At 43.6% G+C, this 17,626-nt stretch carries 35 protein-coding genes and 1 pseudogene; all 36 read right to left on the bottom strand.

All coding sequences use genetic code 11. The annotated features are described in order from the left end of the window. Positions 1-26: 26 nt before the first annotated feature. The 36 genes and pseudogenes from BV11031_RS22595 to BV11031_RS01830 all read right to left on the bottom strand — a co-directional run bounded on the left by BV11031_RS22595 (position 27) and on the right by BV11031_RS01830 (position 17,573). Positions 27-179, bottom strand: coding sequence for a hypothetical protein (locus tag BV11031_RS22595; protein WP_164834085.1), 153 nt, complete (start codon positions 177-179; stop codon positions 27-29). After that, positions 169-1,107, bottom strand: a complete 939-nt coding sequence (locus tag BV11031_RS01990) for a phage minor head protein (protein WP_010329809.1) — start codon at positions 1,105-1,107, stop codon at positions 169-171. The genes BV11031_RS22595 and BV11031_RS01990 overlap by 11 nt, the downstream gene beginning before the upstream one ends. Beyond that, positions 1,094-2,497 carry a phage portal protein gene (locus tag BV11031_RS01985; protein WP_010329810.1) on the bottom strand — a complete coding sequence of 468 codons (1,404 nt, stop codon included), beginning with the start codon at positions 2,495-2,497 and terminating at the stop codon, positions 1,094-1,096. The genes BV11031_RS01990 and BV11031_RS01985 overlap by 14 nt, the downstream gene beginning before the upstream one ends. Continuing rightward, positions 2,494-3,711, bottom strand: coding sequence for a PBSX family phage terminase large subunit (locus BV11031_RS01980; protein WP_010329811.1), 1,218 nt, complete (start codon positions 3,709-3,711; stop codon positions 2,494-2,496). The genes BV11031_RS01985 and BV11031_RS01980 overlap by 4 nt, the downstream gene beginning before the upstream one ends. Next, positions 3,701-4,459 (bottom strand): phage terminase small subunit, encoded by a 759-nt coding sequence (terS, locus tag BV11031_RS01975; RefSeq protein ID WP_010329812.1) that lies wholly within the window; start codon positions 4,457-4,459, stop codon positions 3,701-3,703. The genes BV11031_RS01980 and terS overlap by 11 nt, the downstream gene beginning before the upstream one ends. A 272-nt stretch (positions 4,460-4,731) precedes the next feature. After that, complete coding sequence (locus BV11031_RS01970) at positions 4,732-5,193, bottom strand: hypothetical protein (protein ID WP_010329813.1); 462 nt, start codon at positions 5,191-5,193, stop codon at positions 4,732-4,734. A 36-nt stretch (positions 5,194-5,229) separates the two neighbouring features. After that, a pseudogene (locus BV11031_RS01965) lies at positions 5,230-5,399 on the bottom strand (hypothetical protein). A 15-nt stretch (positions 5,400-5,414) separates the two neighbouring features. Next, entirely contained in the window at positions 5,415-5,546 is a 132-nt protein-coding gene (locus BV11031_RS01960) for a hypothetical protein (protein WP_052331645.1), read from the bottom strand. Between the two features lie 135 nt (positions 5,547-5,681). Beyond that, on the bottom strand, positions 5,682-5,837 hold the full coding sequence (locus tag BV11031_RS22590; protein WP_164834086.1) for a hypothetical protein: 156 nt from the start codon (positions 5,835-5,837) through the stop codon (positions 5,682-5,684). 10 nt (positions 5,838-5,847) lie between these two features. Continuing rightward, a complete protein-coding gene (locus BV11031_RS01955) occupies positions 5,848-6,051 on the bottom strand; it encodes a hypothetical protein (RefSeq protein WP_010329815.1) in 204 nt (67 codons plus the stop codon). Further along, entirely contained in the window at positions 6,048-6,224 is a 177-nt protein-coding gene (locus tag BV11031_RS22585; RefSeq protein WP_010329816.1) for a hypothetical protein, read from the bottom strand. Before BV11031_RS22585 ends, BV11031_RS01955 begins: the two co-directional genes overlap by 4 nt. Before the next feature lie 19 nt (positions 6,225-6,243). Continuing rightward, on the bottom strand, positions 6,244-6,450 hold the full coding sequence (locus tag BV11031_RS01950; protein WP_129550675.1) for a hypothetical protein: 207 nt from the start codon (positions 6,448-6,450) through the stop codon (positions 6,244-6,246). A gap of 39 nt (positions 6,451-6,489) precedes the next feature. Beyond that, positions 6,490-6,687 (bottom strand): hypothetical protein, encoded by a 198-nt coding sequence (locus tag BV11031_RS01945; protein WP_129550674.1) that lies wholly within the window; start codon positions 6,685-6,687, stop codon positions 6,490-6,492. A 12-nt stretch (positions 6,688-6,699) separates the two neighbouring features. Next, a complete protein-coding gene (locus tag BV11031_RS01940; protein WP_010329819.1) occupies positions 6,700-6,903 on the bottom strand; it encodes a hypothetical protein in 204 nt (67 codons plus the stop codon). Positions 6,904-6,915: 12 nt separating this feature from the next. After that, entirely contained in the window at positions 6,916-7,263 is a 348-nt protein-coding gene (locus BV11031_RS01935) for a hypothetical protein (RefSeq protein WP_164998433.1), read from the bottom strand. Continuing rightward, positions 7,260-7,652: a hypothetical protein gene (locus tag BV11031_RS01930; RefSeq protein WP_010329821.1), complete on the bottom strand. Its 393-nt coding sequence runs from the start codon at positions 7,650-7,652 to the stop codon at positions 7,260-7,262. The genes BV11031_RS01935 and BV11031_RS01930 overlap by 4 nt, the downstream gene beginning before the upstream one ends. Continuing rightward, the gene (locus tag BV11031_RS01925; RefSeq protein ID WP_010329822.1) at positions 7,652-8,218 is read right to left on the bottom strand and encodes a dUTP diphosphatase; all 567 of its coding nucleotides are present in this window, start codon (positions 8,216-8,218) and stop codon (positions 7,652-7,654) included. Before BV11031_RS01925 ends, BV11031_RS01930 begins: the two co-directional genes overlap by 1 nt. Before the next feature lie 109 nt (positions 8,219-8,327). Continuing rightward, complete coding sequence (locus BV11031_RS01920; RefSeq protein WP_010329824.1) at positions 8,328-9,152, bottom strand: DNA adenine methylase; 825 nt, start codon at positions 9,150-9,152, stop codon at positions 8,328-8,330. A 3-nt stretch (positions 9,153-9,155) separates the two neighbouring features. Continuing rightward, the gene (locus BV11031_RS01915) at positions 9,156-9,413 is read right to left on the bottom strand and encodes a hypothetical protein (protein ID WP_010329825.1); all 258 of its coding nucleotides are present in this window, start codon (positions 9,411-9,413) and stop codon (positions 9,156-9,158) included. Beyond that, complete coding sequence (locus tag BV11031_RS01910) at positions 9,410-9,631, bottom strand: hypothetical protein (RefSeq protein ID WP_010329826.1); 222 nt, start codon at positions 9,629-9,631, stop codon at positions 9,410-9,412. The genes BV11031_RS01915 and BV11031_RS01910 overlap by 4 nt, the downstream gene beginning before the upstream one ends. Continuing rightward, entirely contained in the window at positions 9,628-9,912 is a 285-nt protein-coding gene (locus BV11031_RS01905; protein WP_010329827.1) for a hypothetical protein, read from the bottom strand. Before BV11031_RS01905 ends, BV11031_RS01910 begins: the two co-directional genes overlap by 4 nt. Before the next feature lie 32 nt (positions 9,913-9,944). Further along, positions 9,945-10,151 carry an XtrA/YqaO family protein gene (locus tag BV11031_RS01900; RefSeq protein WP_010329828.1) on the bottom strand — a complete coding sequence of 69 codons (207 nt, stop codon included), beginning with the start codon at positions 10,149-10,151 and terminating at the stop codon, positions 9,945-9,947. A gap of 81 nt (positions 10,152-10,232) precedes the next feature. Beyond that, positions 10,233-10,400, bottom strand: coding sequence for a hypothetical protein (locus BV11031_RS22580; RefSeq protein WP_010329829.1), 168 nt, complete (start codon positions 10,398-10,400; stop codon positions 10,233-10,235). Between the two features lie 119 nt (positions 10,401-10,519). Beyond that, positions 10,520-10,978 carry a DUF1064 domain-containing protein gene (locus BV11031_RS01895; protein WP_010329830.1) on the bottom strand — a complete coding sequence of 153 codons (459 nt, stop codon included), beginning with the start codon at positions 10,976-10,978 and terminating at the stop codon, positions 10,520-10,522. Next, positions 10,965-11,414 carry a YopX family protein gene (locus tag BV11031_RS01890; RefSeq protein ID WP_010329831.1) on the bottom strand — a complete coding sequence of 150 codons (450 nt, stop codon included), beginning with the start codon at positions 11,412-11,414 and terminating at the stop codon, positions 10,965-10,967. The genes BV11031_RS01895 and BV11031_RS01890 overlap by 14 nt, the downstream gene beginning before the upstream one ends. A gap of 93 nt (positions 11,415-11,507) precedes the next feature. After that, complete coding sequence (locus tag BV11031_RS22575) at positions 11,508-11,651, bottom strand: hypothetical protein (RefSeq protein ID WP_010329833.1); 144 nt, start codon at positions 11,649-11,651, stop codon at positions 11,508-11,510. Beyond that, positions 11,648-12,586, bottom strand: a complete 939-nt coding sequence (locus BV11031_RS01885; protein WP_082246351.1) for an ATP-binding protein — start codon at positions 12,584-12,586, stop codon at positions 11,648-11,650. Before BV11031_RS01885 ends, BV11031_RS22575 begins: the two co-directional genes overlap by 4 nt. Further along, entirely contained in the window at positions 12,471-13,169 is a 699-nt protein-coding gene (locus tag BV11031_RS01880; RefSeq protein WP_010329835.1) for a DnaD domain protein, read from the bottom strand. The genes BV11031_RS01885 and BV11031_RS01880 overlap by 116 nt, the downstream gene beginning before the upstream one ends. A 164-nt stretch (positions 13,170-13,333) precedes the next feature. Further along, positions 13,334-14,233: a recombination protein RecT gene (gene recT, locus BV11031_RS01870; protein WP_010329836.1), complete on the bottom strand. Its 900-nt coding sequence runs from the start codon at positions 14,231-14,233 to the stop codon at positions 13,334-13,336. Beyond that, on the bottom strand, positions 14,226-15,176 hold the full coding sequence (locus tag BV11031_RS01865; RefSeq protein ID WP_010329838.1) for a YqaJ viral recombinase family nuclease: 951 nt from the start codon (positions 15,174-15,176) through the stop codon (positions 14,226-14,228). Before BV11031_RS01865 ends, recT begins: the two co-directional genes overlap by 8 nt. Continuing rightward, a complete protein-coding gene (locus tag BV11031_RS01860) occupies positions 15,176-15,364 on the bottom strand; it encodes a hypothetical protein (RefSeq protein WP_010329840.1) in 189 nt (62 codons plus the stop codon). Before BV11031_RS01860 ends, BV11031_RS01865 begins: the two co-directional genes overlap by 1 nt. Further along, a complete protein-coding gene (locus BV11031_RS01855) occupies positions 15,364-15,714 on the bottom strand; it encodes a hypothetical protein (protein WP_010329841.1) in 351 nt (116 codons plus the stop codon). The genes BV11031_RS01860 and BV11031_RS01855 overlap by 1 nt, the downstream gene beginning before the upstream one ends. Positions 15,715-15,814: 100 nt before the next feature. Further along, entirely contained in the window at positions 15,815-16,354 is a 540-nt protein-coding gene (locus BV11031_RS01850; RefSeq protein WP_010329842.1) for an AP2 domain-containing protein, read from the bottom strand. 23 nt (positions 16,355-16,377) lie between these two features. Next, positions 16,378-16,575 carry a YqaI family protein gene (locus tag BV11031_RS01845; protein ID WP_052331646.1) on the bottom strand — a complete coding sequence of 66 codons (198 nt, stop codon included), beginning with the start codon at positions 16,573-16,575 and terminating at the stop codon, positions 16,378-16,380. A gap of 174 nt (positions 16,576-16,749) precedes the next feature. After that, a complete protein-coding gene (locus BV11031_RS01835; protein ID WP_010329845.1) occupies positions 16,750-17,007 on the bottom strand; it encodes a YqaH family protein in 258 nt (85 codons plus the stop codon). Further along, positions 17,004-17,573, bottom strand: a complete 570-nt coding sequence (locus tag BV11031_RS01830) for a helix-turn-helix domain-containing protein (protein ID WP_010329846.1) — start codon at positions 17,571-17,573, stop codon at positions 17,004-17,006. Before BV11031_RS01830 ends, BV11031_RS01835 begins: the two co-directional genes overlap by 4 nt. Positions 17,574-17,626 lie beyond the last annotated feature (53 nt).

Here is a 17,626-nt window from a genome sequence, read left to right as displayed (position 1 = left end):
AAATAAAAAACGCTGCTCGGTGACTGTTATTTTTCACATACAAAAAGTGATCGTTTCAGTTCACAATAAATTTCGTCATATCCTTTGTTATCTTCAAACTGGGCAGCGACGGCCTGCATTTCTATTAATCGCTTGATTCGTTCGTTTTCATCATCACTCAAATAAAAATTATCTTTCACTTTTTGTCTCTCCTTTTTTCTCAATTGATTTGTACCACTCTTCATAGGTTTGGTATGGGATAGTCTCGCCAGCGCCATTGCCGCGCTTACGAGCCCTTCTTGTATCCGGCAGTACGCCGTTTACTTTGAAAGCAATCGTACATCGGCAGTTAATATCATCCTTGGCATTATTCATGTGCCCCGGAGCCGGTCCGACACCGCCATATATTGATTTGAATAGCCCGTTTCGTTCAACAGTCTTGCCATCAAGCTTCCTGTGACCAGAACGAGTCTTCAGATCAAGTGTTGCATTCCACATCTTTTCGAGTTTGCTCTTTTTAGAAGCCTGCTCAGCGCTTTTCATCCTCGCCGAGACTTGTACCCTATGAGTCTCTGTTCTTGCCACGTCACGAGCCTTTCTGCGGGCAAATTCGGTCGTTTGCTCAATACGTCGGGCAATCTTGGAGTAATCTTCACCAGCTTGAATCCCTTGAGCAATTGAAATCTGTAGTTGCCGAACATAGTCATCCCTGTGGCGCTTATATAAGGCTGAGAGAGTCAGTTCAGCTATTGGGTTTAATATGGCCTGCTTGATTACTTCGACAGTAGGAATGCTGAAGCCTAAGTCAACCGCAGCTTCCATCTCGTACAAATAGGCAGAGCGCATGTAACTCTCAAGGAACTGTTTAGCAGCCAGTACCTCAACGATCGTGAGGATGGTTTTGAATGCCTTACTGGATTCCTCAGTCATGCGCTCCATTTCTTTTTTGAACCTGTTGTATTTATTCATATCAGCCATGGATAGTTGACCGTTTCTGCTGTATTTCGCATAAAGAGCCGCGATTTGTTGATTGATCTCTTTCAGCCGTTGAGCAAAAATGACATCAATCTTTTTCGCGTCCTCAGTGATCATGTCATCCAGGTACTTATCAATATCATTCTGGTTCATCTTCATCACCGCCCGTATCTGTTTCGATATCAGTCAACGGTGGCATGCTGTTCCTGTACTCCTCTTCCTCCTCTTTCATCTTATGAAGCTCATACTGAACATCATCGACAAAGGACAAGAGAGAAAGGCGTGTTTCTTCGCTGATTAATCCTTTAAGCTGCGATGTTGTCTGTGCCTCTTCAAGAACGTTGGCTGGAAGGTTACGCTTGAATCCGAACCATACTTTCAAATAATCTTCTGCTTTGGCTTTATTTTTAGTTGCCCAAGCCGAAAAGATCAACTTGTATTGATAACGGAGGGCAGCAGTCATTTTCCGTTCCATCGTGATGCATTTATTCTCAAGCGCCATCAATTTAAATTTCATTGCAACGCCAGTAACATTCCCGCCAAATGATTCATCAGAGAAATTGACCGACTTTGCAAAACGGAGAATGTTTTCTTCCAGACGGTTCAAATGGTTTTCGATAATCGCGTCGTTTATATCCTTTGTCAGATAGCTCACATCGTCTTTTTCATCGTAAAGCTCAAGAATTCCAGTCTTTTTAAGTTGCTGGAGTGTGTCCTCATCGGCTCCCAGCCCTTTTAGGATCAAGTACGCCAGTCTGTACTGCTCAATTTCATTTGAGGCGTCTGACAATGTACGGTCGTAGGCATCAATAAGAGACAATACCTTCTCGGCATCGCCTTTGAGCTCTTTATTGTTTGCCAGCCCGAATAAAGGGCAGCCATCAAACATATGGGGCTGTTCGTGGTCTAAAGTAAAAGCTGAACTATCCTTCGTACTGAAATAATAAATCATTTTGCTATCATAAAATTCCGCTTTTTGCTGCCCGTTATATGTCTCGTAATAACGCAACGCATATTCTGGTTCATGAATATTCCCATCGCTGAGGAAAACAGCTTCCCATGGTTCAATATTTTTGACTCGTTCGTTACCGGATCGGTCAATGTAAGCCAGCCGAGCTCCATAACCGCAAATGGTAGCCATCTTTCCCCATTCACTATCTTCGTCAGCAATATTATTCAGAGTGTTGAAGTCATCAATCATCTGCTTTCCGGTCGAAGTAGTGCCAGTCTCTCGCTTATCGTCAAACTCATAAGTGATCGGATGCCCGAAGAGATAGCCCACCTTCGTATCAACAATGTCTGAATCAAATGAGTTATTAAGCTTGTTATTGACCTTATGATCTATCCGCTTAACATGGCCGGTCTCGAAATCCTCATATTCAATGGCTTCTCTGGTTAAGATCGGCACGCCCTGAACCTCTGCCTTGTATCGGTCATATAAGTTTTTCATTCTATCATGATCGCTTTTATGCGCTTCGATGATGTCTGCAATCAATTCAGGTGTAATGCCTGAAACTCCGATCTTATCTATCAAATGATTCACAATGATCCCCCCTTCACTTTTCGTCTCATTGGTTTGTTGTTCGTATAAAGGGCATAACGTATAGAGTCCAGAACATCGTCCCATTCCTTAACCGGTTCGCCTGTCTTCTGATTCCAGACATACATAAAGATTTCTTTTTTAAACCGGTCAACTTTGTCTTCAACCACAAAAAGCTGTTCTTGTTTGAACAGCCGCGCCACTTCTTCTATACCGGATACGACAGCTTTATCAGCATTGATAGCCCGGAGTTTTTCACGTCGGAAACGAACAACGTGTTCTGGCCGTGCTGTATCACAATAGAAATTAATGTTGCCGTATCGCTCTTTGATGTCCTTTGCTACCTTAACCCAGTAGTCAATCTCTTCATGCTGCTTGGAATGTTCTTCGAGCAAATAAAAACACCCTTGGTCATCTTGTCCGATTACGACAATAGAACCCGGGTGCTCATATCCCCAGTCAACACCAGCAAAGTATTTAGTGAAGTTGACTTGTTTATTTTCCATCTCTTTAGAACTGATATAGTGCTTGTCTTTGTTGAAATCCTTGTATATTACGCCTTCCGGAGCAACCCAATAGCCGTAAATGTCCCGGTCTGTAAACATGCCGCTCGGTGTTGAAGCAACAATACTTTCGACATACTCAGGATCAAGAAAGTTGTTATCAAACAATGAGAAGTGAAAAGACCGGATATTCAACCGGCCGTTTTTCAGCCGCTGCCCGTCTTTGTCGATATAATCCGTTTTGACGGTGTGCATCGGGTTTTCAGGGTTTGTATCCATCATGACCATTGCACCCTTATAGGAGCAACGAGAAATGACTTCCTTAACGAATGAATCATGCAGTGCCGTCGCTTCGTTTAAGAATGCGCCAGCTGATGTAAAACCCCTTGCCTTTTTCCATGAGTCTGCATTTGCACCGTCAAAGCAATAAACACGGTTGCCGAATATCTCAACGGCATTTGCTTTATCAAGGCGCAATTCTTTCCCCAGGATCAGCTCTAAATCATTTAGGATATTCCGCTTTATAGAAGCCTGAGTTGCCCCGCCAATGATAAAGGAAAGCCCCATGTTTTGATATTTGCTGATATGCCCGAGGAACGTCAAAAGGAGCACGAATGTTTTCCCTGCCCTTTTCGCCCCGCTACATATTAAGATTTTCGGTTGCTCTTCAATAAAGCTATTCCATACCTCTTGTTGCTTGGAGTTAAGTTCCATGAGGTTTCACCATCTTCCGCAGCATGGTAGCAACTTCATTTTCCTGTGAGTTTTCGTTATCGCCGTTAATATCTTTCTTCGCCTTCTCGATATTCAAGCGCATCTGCTCCAATTTAAGGCGTCGCTCGTCTTCTTCATGGGCCAGCTGGTCAAACTGCTTGATCAAGCTCCTGAGCTCTCCCATTGCCCGAGATTGGGCGTTTAGGAAGGTTGCATGACGATCCCAAGCGAATTGTATTTCAAGCTCTTCTTCAGCAATAGACTTTTCAAAATACTCGTTGCCATCTTCGTCCTCTTGAGGTTGGTAAACGTATTTTGCTTTTTTCAGCTCTTTTGCAAGGTCATCTTTATCCTGCACGAACATAATGCGCTGCGCCCGGAGAATGGCTGCATATTGAATCTGTATCTGATCCCATATCATATCAGCAGGCGAACGCTCCTGAATCTCTTCCATAATCTCAAGCGTTTCTTCTGGCAGGAATTTAGAGAAAAAGCCGTGAGTCACAGCGTTTTGATTGCCCGCCGGAGCCGCCCCGCCTTTGTTTCCTATTGCATTTTTGTTGCCGGGCTGTCCACCCTTTTTTGTGTGCACACTTTTTTCAGAGGGTGCACCCTTTTTCCTTTCCCAGCCATGCCGCTGCTTCCACGATTTAATGGTGTTCACTGACACCCCGTACTTTTCGGCAAGGTCCTTGTATTTCAAGCCTTTGACGTAATCCTTGTACGCCTGAATGTGCTTTTCAGCCATCTACATTCACCGCCGCCCCCTTCTAATTCGTGTTTGTTTTGGAGATATTCACTCTAAACTGAGCCCATACTCAGAGGCCTTACCAGCAGTCTGAGATTCACTGGACTCAGTTTACAAAGAATATAAAAAGAACATCCCTTTACTGATGACGCTCCGCTTGCTGCTACTTGATATAAAAAAGCCCTACACCCATTAAGGGCATAGAGCTTTAGATCACTATATGAAATTGGTGGTGACGCGGAATATTTTGCCTCCCCGTCCTGCCTTCCATTTTACACCGCTGATTTAAATGAGTTCAAATATTGCAGAAAGTTGGCTTCTTTGACTTTATTGACGATGTTGCCGATTATCGCTGTTTTGATCTTTCTGATGGTATCCCGGGAGCAATCAAGGTGGTTTGCAATAGCAGTGTAGCTCATCCCTTCCATCATGCAATCATAGACGATGCGGTGCTTTTCTTCTTCAATGTGTTCCATTGCGTTGTCCAGGTAATGCACAATAGATTCATATTTGTGAAGCCGCCTTTCTCTTCGGTCCATCTGTCGCAATTCAGCCTGACTGACGCCTGCTGATCCCCTTGGCATGCTCGCTTCATCCCCGTATTTTGCAGTGAGCTTTGCGCTAATAAAGTCTACTTTGTTCAACACACGGTTGAGCCTTTTGATCTCGCGCAGCATGAATTTATAATCACGAATCCATTCCTCAATCTCCCATGCAATCATTTGATCTGTCATAGTGCTTTCCCTCCTGATAGTTAAATAGAGTAAGTGTCATACCAGTTGTTTGCTTTTTGCTCTGCGATATATTGAGGCCTTGATACCTCTTTCACGCTGATACTGAAGGTTTTGACCAAGAAGGCTTTCAACTCGTTATAGAGCTCTTCTTTGCCGCAGAAGATATTTACAAGCTTTCCGTTTTTATAAGCGAATCCGTATTTCATCCTGAAACTCCCCTTTTACTTTCTGCGTTTATAAGCGCCGCCTTTGCCGCGTCTGAGTGTTTGCATGTTCGTGTTCATCATTGATTGCCAGAAACGATCTGAGCGCTCCTGTTTCTTCTGTGATGGCTTCTTTTTGGACTGTTTCATGTCTCATCACTCCTTTCACCGTTAGTAATCGCGATAGACATCCAGATAGTTGCGAAATAAAAAACGGACACCAAACAAACAGCGCTAATGCTGTAAGTTCAGTGTCCGCAGGCTTTCCGTCTTGGACTTATTCAGTTAAAGCAGCACATATGTAACAATGTTGCCGATGATTGCCGCGATACATATTGCAGTTAAGTGACTTCTCAGCTGTAAATCTTTTTCCTCTCCTACAACACCAACAAGAGAGATTATCAGAACCAGCAAGAGAGCTATTTTAAAGGCTATTAGCATCTTTCTCCTCCTAATTAAGACCCATTTGATTCATTCCGGATTTAACAGCTAGAGGCACCACGTCCGCCGGCTCCACATATGGATTCTTTTTGTATTCCTTATAGTAAGCCACAATCAGCTTTGACGTATGGCTAACAAGCTGCAGTTGTAGAGGCATACCCTTTTTTAATTCATCAACAATCATTTGAAGTTCAATCTCAGAAAATCCGTTCATTTGTCTTCCCTCTTCTCTATATACTTATCAATATCTTTAAAGTAAGCCGCAGCCGTGAAAGAAATGATTGCCCCGATCAAAGCAATGTTCGCTTTCATGTCCGGCCGGTAATCGTGTTGGAAATATGTCCAGAATCCGCATCCCGTCAGCAGAAAAAATATTCTGAGTGCCATCCAATCCCCCTGAAAGTGATTATTTATCTAATATCAAAATCGATAGCATCAAGGAAAACAATCCTACAGGAATACCTGAGCTATACATGATTGCTTCAAAATCCTCTTTGTTTAAACCTGGCTTGAACAAAATATATAGCCCGAATGTAAATATTACACAGAATGCAATTGCAAGCCCTAATATTGCCATACCTCGTTTTTTACTCATCGCTTCTACTTCTTTCACTAATCAGTTTCAGCCGTATCCAATCTCTGAGCTTATCCATCACTCAGCTCCCTCCTTCACAGGCTCAAACAGAGTTATCCTATAAACCCCTTCATCACTCCACGAATGCAAAATACGCTCTTCATCAAACTGAGTCACATCAACCAAAAACCCAAGGTTCTTGGCCTCTTTCATCTTTTGTACAACTTCATCGAACGTTCTCGCCCCTACCTGTTTCACAAACTTTCTATCCATCACTCAACGCCCTCCTTATTCCCAAAAGTATTTTATAGCACTAACAATTCCATAAACGATCCAGGATGAAGCGAAAAACAACAGTCTCCAATTTTGAGAGATTATCTGTTTGTTCTGACGTTCGACCGTCTGCCCTAATTCCTCATTCCTGCGGCGCAATTCCTTATTTTCTCTTTCGATAACGTCGATCTGTGCTTGTAATCGCATTTCACTTGTCACTCCGCTCCCTCCTTATTCGGTAAATGTTTCGCTTACCCATCCGCAACGGCATTTCATCGCCCACCAAGATGGATATCCTTCTTTATCGCGCTTTAAGAATTTCCCTGTTTTCACAGACTTCTCAAACCCTAACGTCATTTCGCCATATTCAATAAGCTGATCATTCCCGCATTTTGGGCATTCTGTGTATTCATCCTCCTCTTCATCTTCATCATTTACACCGACTAAAACATGAGGAAATTCTTCATGAGGATAATTTTTTAATGAAAACTCCATACATTCCCGTTCTGTCCCCGTGAACAACGTGGCGTTATTTCTTGTATCAAAAACACGCGCTGGCTTTCTGTTTATCTTCATCACTCCGTGCCCTCCTTATCTTCTTCCTCTGTCCTCTTCAATAATTGAGCCGATACAAGAATTTCTTTAAAATGTGACATTGCATGATCCCACCCGTTATAATGCCGGGAAGAATATAAACGTTGGATGTTTTCACGCGCTGCCTCCATTTCATTGAATCCTTTGATAACTTGTTTAATAATTTGATTGTCGTCAAGCGCTTGGATCGTTTGGATAGCTGCTTCCAGATAGACTGCATGATCAAGAGTTTCTTCAAGTGCATGTTGCAACCAGCCGCGTAAGTCATAGGCATTAACTTGGACGGGCTGGCAGTACTTGGCAACCCCCTTTTCCTGTTGTGCGTTTAGTTTGCTGATAACGGCTGAAATGATCGGGTTGTCGGTATGATTCATCAATACCCCTCCTGCTGACGCTGATGATTGACGGCGTTTTTCTCCATGTAAGCCGCTTCGATCTGTTCAGGCGTGAATCCAAGCATTTCACCCAAATTCAAAAAGCGTTCAAAAAACCTTACATAAGTTCCCTCATTCTCAATCCAAAAATAGAAACCGAACACAAGTGACATTAAACGTGAAAATGCTTTTACAATACCGATATTTGTTTCTAATTCCCTTTCTTCTGCCCGTCTCATGATCTGCTGAATCGTAGCACCATTATCAAATCCAATTCTATTCCCAATGCTCAAGATAAAGTGCAGACAGTCCACGTATTCCTCAAGTAGAGGGTTTCCGCCTTTTCTGAAAGCACCATTAGGTGAAACTTCTAACGGATGTTTTGTTCTTGGCTCCCTGTCATTGCTCCAATGTTTAAAGCCGCGCCATTCATTCGCACACTCGGCCAGCTCTACTTGTAAGGCAAGAATGAGGTTTGGCAGCAAGTCCTGACCTTTAAGCCCCTTTTCTTTTATGATCCGTTCATCAAGCGCCTTTTGCATTTCGAACATTTTTTGTAGATTCACGCTATTTCCTCCTCAACGCCCATGCCGCAGCCGCATTTAGGGCAGCGTTCATCTGGGCGGATTTTTATATCTAATTCGTTGTGACCACATTCAGGGCAGCTGTATTCGATCATGGCCGCGCATCCAAGCTGAATAAAGATTGCTGAAAGTAACTTTGTTCAGCAGCAACCGGATTTACCCATAAAACCTCTTCACGCTTGGCACCTGCTTCGGCCGATACTTGCCGGACTTCTCTTTTCCAATGTTTGAGCCGTTCATCATAAACTGGATGAGCATAGCCTGAGAGAAGAACAGGACCAGGGTGTTTGTCCAATGTTTCAAGTAACTCAACATGATCATCAATTGTCATTTCATGCTTGTAATGCCGCTTTGTCCGCGTCTCGATGATATAAGGAGGATCAGCGTAAACAAGAACCTCTTTTCGCTTATATCTTTCAAGCAGCTGGACAGCCGGCTGATGTTCAATCTGTGCCTCTTTCAATCGCTTGGCTACTAACAATATCTTTGCCGGCAGTTTGCCCCACTCTTTAGCCGTGTCAGGCCCGTTACTGCTGATAAGGCTCCGCCAGCCTGTCCGATCACTTGTTTTTGCTCCTATGGCCTGCCAGCAACGGATAAGGAATCGGCGGGCGTCCTCTAATTCATTGCCTGATTCAGAGTCATAGGAGCCGTAATACTCCTCTCTAGATAACGGCGTCCATTCGATCAATCTTGCAAGCTCTTCCGGATGGTCCCGAATCACCTTGAAAAGATTGACCACGCTGCTATCCAGATCATTTATCGTTTCAATGGTCGAAGGCTGCTTATTAAAAAACAATGCTCCGGATCCAAAGAAAGGTTCAACGTATGTTTTATGCTCGGGCATATGGCTAATGATCCAATCTGTCATTGACCATTTACTGCCTGGATAGTGTAAAATTCTCGGAAACCCCATCCATTAACCCCCTATCCCCGGCAGAACCGCGATAGCAAAGAATAAAACCACCGCAATAGCCCCAAGAAGCCAGCCATTCGTCTTATCACGCTTAGCAATGATTGTTTCATCACCGATCATTTTCAGATCGTCTGACTTTGCCACAAGTACCGGTATGTAATCTGGATGGACTTTCAAATATTCCGCCGCCTGCTCAACTGTCATCGCTTCGTCTTTCGTGGCTTTGACTGCCCGCTGAAGCTCAACTTGTAAAGGGATCATTCTTCTTCCCCCTCGCAAAAGCATTCACTTTCTTTTTCGCCGCATTCTCCACAAATTTTTTCGAGCTGCCAACCCTCGAAGCGATACTGTGGCATAGAATAATAATCTTTATTGCATTTCGAACACGTTACAGTTCCGTCGCTGTCCGAATCCCAGTTGGCATAGCATTCTTCTTCTGTGCAACCGCAGTACGGGCAAATTTGTTTGTATGAATTCATTTCACATCACCCTCCAATTCATTTTGAGCAACTGTTATCGCAAAATTGAGATTGGTAATGATCTTCTCCAATGCCTGTTTGTATCGCTTCCTATCGCCGCTTAGATACTGAATGTCCTTTTGTGCCTGCCGGAATTGATGAACCGTTACATCCTGCTGGCGCTTGTTTTCCTCGATGATTTCCTGCTGCTTAACAGCCAGTTCAGCTTGCTCAATAAGCCAAGCAATTTCCTTCTGAGGAATATATGTCAGTTTTTTTAAACGTTCAATTCTCTCTTTCATGCCCGTTCCTCCCCCGCAGGGGAAAGCCCCTGCTATTTGAATTTGTGGCCGATCCTATAATCTAAGCGAGACAGACCGCCCTTAATTGTTTGAATGATTGTTTCTCCATGTTCCGGGGCCTCAAGGACATGTGCAGTGCCCTCGTTCCCGTCTAAAACGATGATCTGTATTTTGCCCGGCTCAATTGCCTGTTCGATTGTTGTATCTTTGCTTAAATTAATTTCTCTTGGGTTGTACATTCTTAGCGCCCCCTGTGCTATGATAGAAGTACCAGTTCATATCAAAGCTCCGGGGCTAACGCTTCGGTGCTTTTTTTGTGTTTAATAGTGATCCGGTTTCCATCCAACCATGGTGAATGCTGGCGATGGTTTCAGATCCTCCCGGTAAACGATCGGGGGTTTTTTCACGTATTCGGCCAGCTGTTCCGGTGTCATCTTCCACTCTTCAACCGGTCCTGGCTTGTAAGGATTGATGCTTTGCTGTTCCATGGTATCTGCCTCCTCCATTGATTTTGGGAATTTCCGTGCCGCCGAGCTTCTTGCAATCAGAACCCATTCGGCTGGCACATGCCTTAAACTGAGAGCAACGTGTCATACAGGCCATGAGCTTATCTTCTTCCTGCACCCACAACGGCCGATCGTCTGCGATTACCACGTTTAACAGAGGACTTTCCCGCCTTTCTTTTGAGTTTTTTCAGCTCGTCCAGCTCGATGAAGCCAAGTGACTGATCAAGAGCCAGCACCTTGAGTGGCGTATCATAAAGCCGCTCATACAACTTGCGTTTGATGGCGAATTCCTTTGTTTCCACACCCTTGATGTCAATGATCTCGATGCTGCCGTCCAAATTATGAACCTCAAAATCTGCAATATATTCAATCTTCCGAAAAGTTTTGCCGTTCTTTTTGAATGCCTCTTGCAGCAGGAATCGTGGCTGCAGCTTAAAATCCTTTATCTGCTTGCTCACCTTGAGCCATTTCAGCTGCTCATAGTATTTGGCTTCAGCGATGCTGTGGAACGTAATGCCGTCTACCTGTGTTTTTCTTGCGCCGTACTTATTTGCTGGCATGTGATGCCTCCAAAAGCTCAGGCTCTTCATAAATGTTGCCGATGACTTCGACTTCATCAAACCATTTGATAAACGAATGTATATCAAAGGTACGGTTAGTTTTCACGGCTCCTACTCCGTTAATGAACAATTCTTCAAAACCCTTAATATCAAAAACAAACGATAATTCATATTTGACCTGACCTGTATAAACCTTCCCTGACTTATGTTTTGCTGTATAACAATCCCCCTCATAAATCTCTCGGCCGTATTTGTCCTTCAATCCGGTGTATTGCATCAAAATATGATTATCTGCCTGCATTTTATAAAGCTCCTGATTAACCGTCATGTATTCTTCGAAGGCAAAATCATACTCCATACAAGGCGTATCCACTCCGCTATCACGATGCCAACTGCTTTCTTCGTTTATCCAAGCACGAAACTTGATTTCCCTCATTCTCATTACCTCCCGTCATTCTCTTCCCATTGCTGAATCTGCTTCTCCTTGTACGGCGCCGTCAGTATGATGGCCGGCAGCAGGATCACCGCTTTAAGCACTGCGCATCAGCTCCATTTGTTTGATCTTTTCCTCAAGCACCCGGATAGCCGGTGTGAGGTCCTTGCCGCCCTTTTGTTCAGCCGGTCCGAACAAATACATTCCTTTGGATCCTATAACGTTCGTTTTCTCGTTCAATCCCAATCACCCAATCTATGATTTAATTCCATCCGGTTTCCCTGAATGATCACCGTGTAATATTTGCACATCTGGTAAATCCGTGACCCCAGCGCCTCGTCAACGTCCAGCAGATCGTCCGTTGTGAGCTCAGAAGAGATCAGCAGAGGTTTATGGTTCAGGTAGCGATAATTCACAACTGACTGGATCTGTTCGACTTGCCATTCAGTTGCCCTTGGCTTCCCATCAACTGGCTTGAATAAGTCATCAATGAACAGCACATCTGCTTTTCTCATGGCATTCAACTTTGTTTCCAGCTGGTCAAAGTCATTTTTCAGATCACTCATGCCCTCAACGTAAGGGAAGTACAGACAGTGAGTGGACCTCTTCTTAATGAGGTTGTTCATAATGGCCGTTAGCAGATGGGTTTTACCGCTGCCCGGCTGCCCCAGCAGAGCAATGCTGTTGGCACGCTCTCCCCTGACCTTCTCAAAGTCTTTGAAGTATTCGACCGCACATTCATAGGCATCTTTGATCATTTGGGGCTTGCCATCTAATTTGAAGTTGCCGAACAGCAGATTTTCAAATTCCTCAGTAATGCCGCTGGCTGCCATGAGGCGTGATATTTTCTTTCGTTTCACACACTCACATTGCTTGGAATACGTCGTTTTCCATTCCCGGGCCTTATCCGGTGTGCAAACCTTTCCTGAAAGGAATTCATCTTCGGGTACCATGCTCTCAGGCACTAATAGATCAAGCTGTTTGTCTAAATTCCATTTTGTGTCCATATGAACCCGATAAATCACAACGCCGCGATCCTTACACTCAAGGCAGCTGTATTCAACCTTTTCTTCTGATCCGGCCTGTTGCATTTCCCAAGAACGCGATTTTGCTTGAAGACCCTTCATCATTGCTTGGAACGCTGTATCTATGCTGACTGCTTTGTTTATAGCCATATTGTTGTTTCTCCTTTCTCTTTTGGCCTAATGGGTTGGACAGGATTGCTTCAATGTAGTTCAGACCAACATTGCTGCCTTTATTTCTGAAAGCCAATTTCATTGCTTCTATGACCTTTTCTTCGCCATAATCATCCACCATGTAGCCAATTCTTTGCGCCTCAATAGAACCGATTGAACGAGCCACCTTATTTTCAAATAGCTCAAAAGCATTTTTCATTTTTGGATCAACCTCCTGCGTTTCTTGTGATGTTGTTGCCGGTTCCGAAAAGGGCTTTTTAGATGGTTCCTGCTCCGTTACAGGCGTTTCAAATGAGATCAGCCTGTATTGCCCTGCCTTCCTTCCCTGCGGCTTATATTCAATTCTTTTAAGCTCAATCAGCATCTTTCGGTGTTTGATCAACGTATTTTCGGAAATCTCAATCTTTGCTTGCAAAGTGGTATTTGAAGTAGTGAACCACTCTCGCCACCCCGCCTTGTTGTTGATGTGCAAAAGATGAAACCATAATGCTTGAGTTGTAGCAGACAACGGGTTCGTTTCTAGCCAATTCATGAAGCCGTTCATTTCTTTCAGGTAGTTCATGGCTCACCTACTTCCTTTCACACAGTGCTGTCATTCCGCTGATGCGGACTAAACGTAAGCCAGGTTCATTTGTCTTTAGATAGCCTTCAACATAAGCACGGAACAGCTGCGCGCGATTTGGCGCCCCTTCCGCTAGCCACTTGTAACAGAAGGGGATACCGATCTCAATCAAATGGGAGGTCATCGTCACTGATGTCTACAGGCTTGCCGTCAAAAGGATCAGCATCCTGCGCACTTGGTTTTTCATTTGACTGTTCAGGCTCACTCAAAAGCTGATTTCCGCCTAAATCTAAAACATTATCGTCATATACGGACTGGGCTTCTGTTGTTACATCCTTCCGAACCGTCTCATCTTGTGCAACTTGTTGCTGAATTTCTATGCTGATCGGAAGGTATTTCCACATTCTCCGAATGACTGTTTTCTTTGCCATTTCTTCATAGTCTGTTTGCCAAGGTCCGTTATCACTTGCTTTACTTCGTTTGCGTGTTTTTTCAATATCTTCTTTACTGAATACCTCGAATTGATAACCGCCGTCTTTGAAGTGAGCAACTGCATACACATGTGTTATCTCACCTCTTTGTCCTGTAGCCGGCTTATGAACCAGCTTAGGATGCAAGCCCAGTTCGTAGTCGAATTTATCTGATTCGTAAACGGCATGAGCATAGATGCTTTCGATATGTCCTGATCGTCTTGCAAGGTCAATCATTCCTTTGTAGCCTATAATGAATTGCACATCGCGCCTTTTTTCTTTCTTATTCCAGAATGGAACAAAGTAACAATGACCAATTAAACCAGGCTCAAGTCCTAATTGTGCCGACTGCATCACTGCTCCTAGAAGTGATGGAACACTACATTCTAAAAGTGCTGGGTTAGTACGTATTGTGGTTAATGCAATACGAGCCAAGCGATCAGGCTTAATGTGATCAGGCAATGCTTTTTGGATCTCCGGTGCCATTTTTTCTAGATATGCCGTTATGGTTTGAGCTGGAGTCGGTGGCTTCTCAGTAGGCGCGCCGCCTGCTCTGTTTTGCAGCTTATTTCTGATATCCTCGTTTTTAGCCATTGTCTTTTATCTCCTTCACATTAAATCTTCTATGAGTCGATACTTTATTGAATTTTTCAAAGAGCTCAGGGTGTTCTGCAGCAAATGCATTTGTATCAAAACGTTTTGTCGTAACGGTTTTCCAAGTAACAAGCGCTTTTTCAGCATTGCCTACCTCATACTCCCCGAGCATCCCTTTTAATTGATTCTCAGCTTCTTTGAGTCTTTCTTTGGCTTCTTTCTCCTCAGCCTTAGCTGATTTGTATTGCTCAATTAGCTTATTTGCCGCCAGAGGAAGCTCTGTTTCATCTTCGAATCCTACAGGGTACATATGCGTTAAAAGCTCAGCAGAAGCCTCAGAACCATCAAACATAGGAGGGATTTCATTCTCGATATGGTTTTTCCAGAAGTCCTGTTCAATTTTAATCAGGTATGCAATGAGCTCTTCGTCTCGTTCAACCTTTTTGTAAATGAACTTGTTCCCGCCAATCAGAACAGCGATCCACCAAGCGCTTAACCCGGTAACAGCCATATAATGCTGACATTGGACCAGATACGCGTCCGGCACTTCCTCGCCGTCCCATTCACTTTTCAGGTATTCTGATGCTGTTTTGCACTCCAGTCCTGCTCGTTCGCCGACTACTAATCTATCAACGTTCGCAAGCATAAACGGGTAATCAGGATGCTGTAAGATTGCTTTTCGCCGCCGAACCTTTTTGCCAGTCCGCTTTGAAAATTCACGGGCAACGGTTTCTTCGTGAATGTGCCCCCAATATGCCGCCTCACTGGTTATATGCTCTTGAGGTGCCTGTCCGAGCTTGTCCAGATAAACTGACATTGGCGTTTTCCACTTACTCAGCCCAGCAATTGCCGCAGCATCGGAACCCCCGATGCCAGCACGCCGAGCCTCAAGCCATTGATCCTCCGTCATGTTGTCCGTAGGCATGTAAACTTGTGCAAGCATCAGAGCAGTCCCACCTTTCTTCTGTACTCTTCCGCACCAAGGCGCTGCCATTCCCGGTAGTGATCCATTGAAGGGAAACTAAACTGCGCTTTACCGTTTTTGGCGAATACAATTGAACCGCCGACCTGTCTCAAACGTTGCTGATCCTCCGCGCGTTCGCTGAATGCCACTTTTACTGCTTTAGCCATTATTTAGCACCTGCTTTCTTCTTGTACATTTGTATAATTTGGTGTGCTTCGTGTTCTGATAGCAAACCGCCCCCATTAAAGCGCCTAACCACTTTTCGTTTCGCTTTACTGAGTGGAGCCAAACCATGCTTTTTGAAAAGCGCTGCTATATATCCCTTTTGTTTGGGTGTTATGAAACGAGGACTATAAACCCGATCATCCGCTCGTAAATATGCATCCAATTTAGTTCTTAACTGCTCACCCTGTTTAACAGCCATATGAAGAGACATGTTTTCTTTATAGACCTCCTTCATATGATCTAATTGCTGTTTTAAATACTCGTTTTCTTGCTTTAATTGAGATTCAGTCACATCCAACAACCTCCATTGATTTTTATGAGGCGTTTTGGTATAATTAAGTAACTATTTAAGTCAAAACGCCTTACCTAATGACTCGTGTTACCAGCACGGGTCATTTTTGTATTAACTTGTTTATTTCTGCAAATTCACCATGAAATTTAATAGCCGCTTTGTTATAAGCCTCAGCTGCCTCTATTTCTGTTTTAAAGTAACCAAGATGAATTGATTTTCCATTGAATTTTATACGTGCTCGATATCTCCCGTTGGTTTTATGCCAACCAACTCCTTTGTATTCACTTGTATTATGTTTACTGTATTTTCGATTTCTATTGTTTTCTCCAATTGAGCATAAACGCAAATTCGCGCGTCGATTATCTAAAGTGTCATGATTCCGGTGATCAACCACTTGATCATCTGAGGGATTCATTAACCAACGATGCAATCTAATAGAAGCCCAGTTCCCATTACCTTTTTTATAACTCCCGCCTACATAGAAAGAATCAGTTTTTTTATCTAGTAAAGGATGCCAGTATCCATTAAACTCTTTTGCTTTTTGTAGATCAGCAGTGTCTATAATTGTTTCTAAGAAGCCATGTTTACCAATGAGAAAAATTGCTGTGATTTCCCCTCTTATTTCATAATCATTCTTCATTGTGAGTCCCCCTTTAGCCTGGCTTATTGCCCGTTTACAAACTGGAAACCAAGCTGTTCTCTCAGATAACGATCAAGGTTCTCTCTCAAGATCACCGCGCCACAATCGATTACATAATCATCAACTGGTGTCACTTCATCCCCGAAAAAATCCTTTTGTGTTTCTGGCTCAGTCAGCCTGTCGTGCCAGTTGTTCAGAATCATTGGGTTTTCGATGTTCAATCTTCTCAGCTCCTTCTTTTGCTTTAGCAAGTTCAGCAAGACTGTCGATTGCATTTTCTAAAGAGTAAAATTCCTTATGCAGAATGCTCACAGCTCCTTTGATATCTTCCTCTGAATATGCCGCCTTTTGGGCATGTCGCAAGAAGCTTGCCGCGAGCTCAAATTTTCTGAGATTCATCCCAAACACCTACTTATCACTGCCAAATTGATGCCCCGCTGTTGCATTTTCATAGCTGTTTCATACAATCGACCTTTATTCGCCAGTCGGCTGATATCCTCTGTGAGAACTTTGATGCTTCCTGCGAGACTAATGGCCTCTTCATAATCACCATCACGCAATGCCTCTGAAAGCATGATAGAGAGCTCTTCCGCAGATTCGATTTTTCTTTTAGCTGACTCTACATCTGACTTCAAAAACTGATTAGTTTTCATACTAAAACCGCCTGCCTTTCCTCTTGTTTAGACATTGCAACCTGATCCATTAACGCTTTGCGCGTCCACCTGTCAGCCAGTTCAGGCATCTTCAAACCGTAGTTCCGTACTAAAGAGTAAATGAGTGTTTTATTTGCTGGAATTAGATCAAAGATTTGCTTGATATCACTCATCGGTAGTTCTCCAGTTCTGCCCGGCCGGTCATTTGCTAACCATCGTGCCAAGTGCTTTGTGGCTTGCAATGCCTCTTCGAGCTGATGAATCATATTGATAACCGCACTACTTGCACTCTCATTTAATGCTGGATCAATAGGCGCCGCTGCTGTCGGATGCAGCTTAAACAGGTAATGTACAAGATCAATGTGTTCATAGGCTTCGCAGGCTTCAAACCACTTGATACACAGCTCAGGTGTTAAAGGAAAAATGCCGTTTTCGATATTAGAGACATACGATTGATCTCTGTTACCAATAATCTTTCCTATTTGGTACTGCGACAGCCTCGCTCTCTTCCGCTCTGTTTTGAGTATGATTGGTAAATTGTCCATATTGTATGGATTGTTCGACATAAGTTCGCCCCCTGATATATTTAGTTTTAATTGGTAAAATTTAAGTAATGAAT

It is taken from the genome of Bacillus vallismortis, from assembly GCF_004116955.1.
Taxonomy (GTDB): Bacteria; Bacillota; Bacilli; order Bacillales; family Bacillaceae; genus Bacillus; species Bacillus vallismortis.
The sequence above is the reverse complement of the archived record's forward strand: the minus strand, read 5'-3'. Positions and strand labels throughout refer to the sequence as shown.

Excerpts from the sequence above, each read along its gene's own strand:
- BV11031_RS01990 (WP_010329809.1), bottom strand. The coding sequence starts at position 1,107 with ATGAACCAGAATGATATTGATAAGTACCTGGATGACATGATCACTGAG.
- BV11031_RS01980 (WP_010329811.1), bottom strand. The coding sequence starts at position 3,711 with ATGGAACTTAACTCCAAGCAACAAGAGGTATGGAATAGCTTTATTGAA.
- terS (WP_010329812.1), bottom strand. The coding sequence starts at position 4,459 with ATGGCTGAAAAGCACATTCAGGCGTACAAGGATTACGTCAAAGGCTTG.
- BV11031_RS01970 (WP_010329813.1), bottom strand. The coding sequence starts at position 5,193 with ATGACAGATCAAATGATTGCATGGGAGATTGAGGAATGGATTCGTGAT.
- BV11031_RS01960 (WP_052331645.1), bottom strand. The coding sequence starts at position 5,546 with ATGAAACAGTCCAAAAAGAAGCCATCACAGAAGAAACAGGAGCGCTCA.
- BV11031_RS22590 (WP_164834086.1), bottom strand. The coding sequence starts at position 5,837 with ATGCTAATAGCCTTTAAAATAGCTCTCTTGCTGGTTCTGATAATCTCT.
- BV11031_RS01955 (WP_010329815.1), bottom strand. The coding sequence starts at position 6,051 with ATGAACGGATTTTCTGAGATTGAACTTCAAATGATTGTTGATGAATTA.
- BV11031_RS22585 (WP_010329816.1), bottom strand. The coding sequence starts at position 6,224 with ATGGCACTCAGAATATTTTTTCTGCTGACGGGATGCGGATTCTGGACA.
- BV11031_RS01930 (WP_010329821.1), bottom strand. The coding sequence starts at position 7,652 with ATGAATCATACCGACAACCCGATCATTTCAGCCGTTATCAGCAAACTA.
- BV11031_RS01920 (WP_010329824.1), bottom strand. The coding sequence starts at position 9,152 with ATGGGGTTTCCGAGAATTTTACACTATCCAGGCAGTAAATGGTCAATG.
- BV11031_RS01915 (WP_010329825.1), bottom strand. The coding sequence starts at position 9,413 with ATGATCCCTTTACAAGTTGAGCTTCAGCGGGCAGTCAAAGCCACGAAA.
- BV11031_RS01910 (WP_010329826.1), bottom strand. The coding sequence starts at position 9,631 with ATGAATTCATACAAACAAATTTGCCCGTACTGCGGTTGCACAGAAGAA.
- BV11031_RS01905 (WP_010329827.1), bottom strand. The coding sequence starts at position 9,912 with ATGAAAGAGAGAATTGAACGTTTAAAAAAACTGACATATATTCCTCAG.
- BV11031_RS01900 (WP_010329828.1), bottom strand. The coding sequence starts at position 10,151 with ATGTACAACCCAAGAGAAATTAATTTAAGCAAAGATACAACAATCGAA.
- BV11031_RS22580 (WP_010329829.1), bottom strand. The coding sequence starts at position 10,400 with ATGGAACAGCAAAGCATCAATCCTTACAAGCCAGGACCGGTTGAAGAG.
- BV11031_RS01895 (WP_010329830.1), bottom strand. The coding sequence starts at position 10,978 with ATGCCAGCAAATAAGTACGGCGCAAGAAAAACACAGGTAGACGGCATT.
- BV11031_RS01890 (WP_010329831.1), bottom strand. The coding sequence starts at position 11,414 with ATGAGGGAAATCAAGTTTCGTGCTTGGATAAACGAAGAAAGCAGTTGG.
- BV11031_RS01885 (WP_082246351.1), bottom strand. The coding sequence starts at position 12,586 with ATGGCTATAAACAAAGCAGTCAGCATAGATACAGCGTTCCAAGCAATG.
- BV11031_RS01880 (WP_010329835.1), bottom strand. The coding sequence starts at position 13,169 with ATGAACTACCTGAAAGAAATGAACGGCTTCATGAATTGGCTAGAAACG.
- recT (WP_010329836.1), bottom strand. The coding sequence starts at position 14,233 with ATGGCTAAAAACGAGGATATCAGAAATAAGCTGCAAAACAGAGCAGGC.
- BV11031_RS01865 (WP_010329838.1), bottom strand. The coding sequence starts at position 15,176 with ATGCTTGCACAAGTTTACATGCCTACGGACAACATGACGGAGGATCAA.
- BV11031_RS01860 (WP_010329840.1), bottom strand. The coding sequence starts at position 15,364 with ATGGCTAAAGCAGTAAAAGTGGCATTCAGCGAACGCGCGGAGGATCAG.
- BV11031_RS01850 (WP_010329842.1), bottom strand. The coding sequence starts at position 16,354 with ATGAAGAATGATTATGAAATAAGAGGGGAAATCACAGCAATTTTTCTC.
- BV11031_RS01835 (WP_010329845.1), bottom strand. The coding sequence starts at position 17,007 with ATGAAAACTAATCAGTTTTTGAAGTCAGATGTAGAGTCAGCTAAAAGA.
- BV11031_RS01830 (WP_010329846.1), bottom strand. The coding sequence starts at position 17,573 with ATGTCGAACAATCCATACAATATGGACAATTTACCAATCATACTCAAA.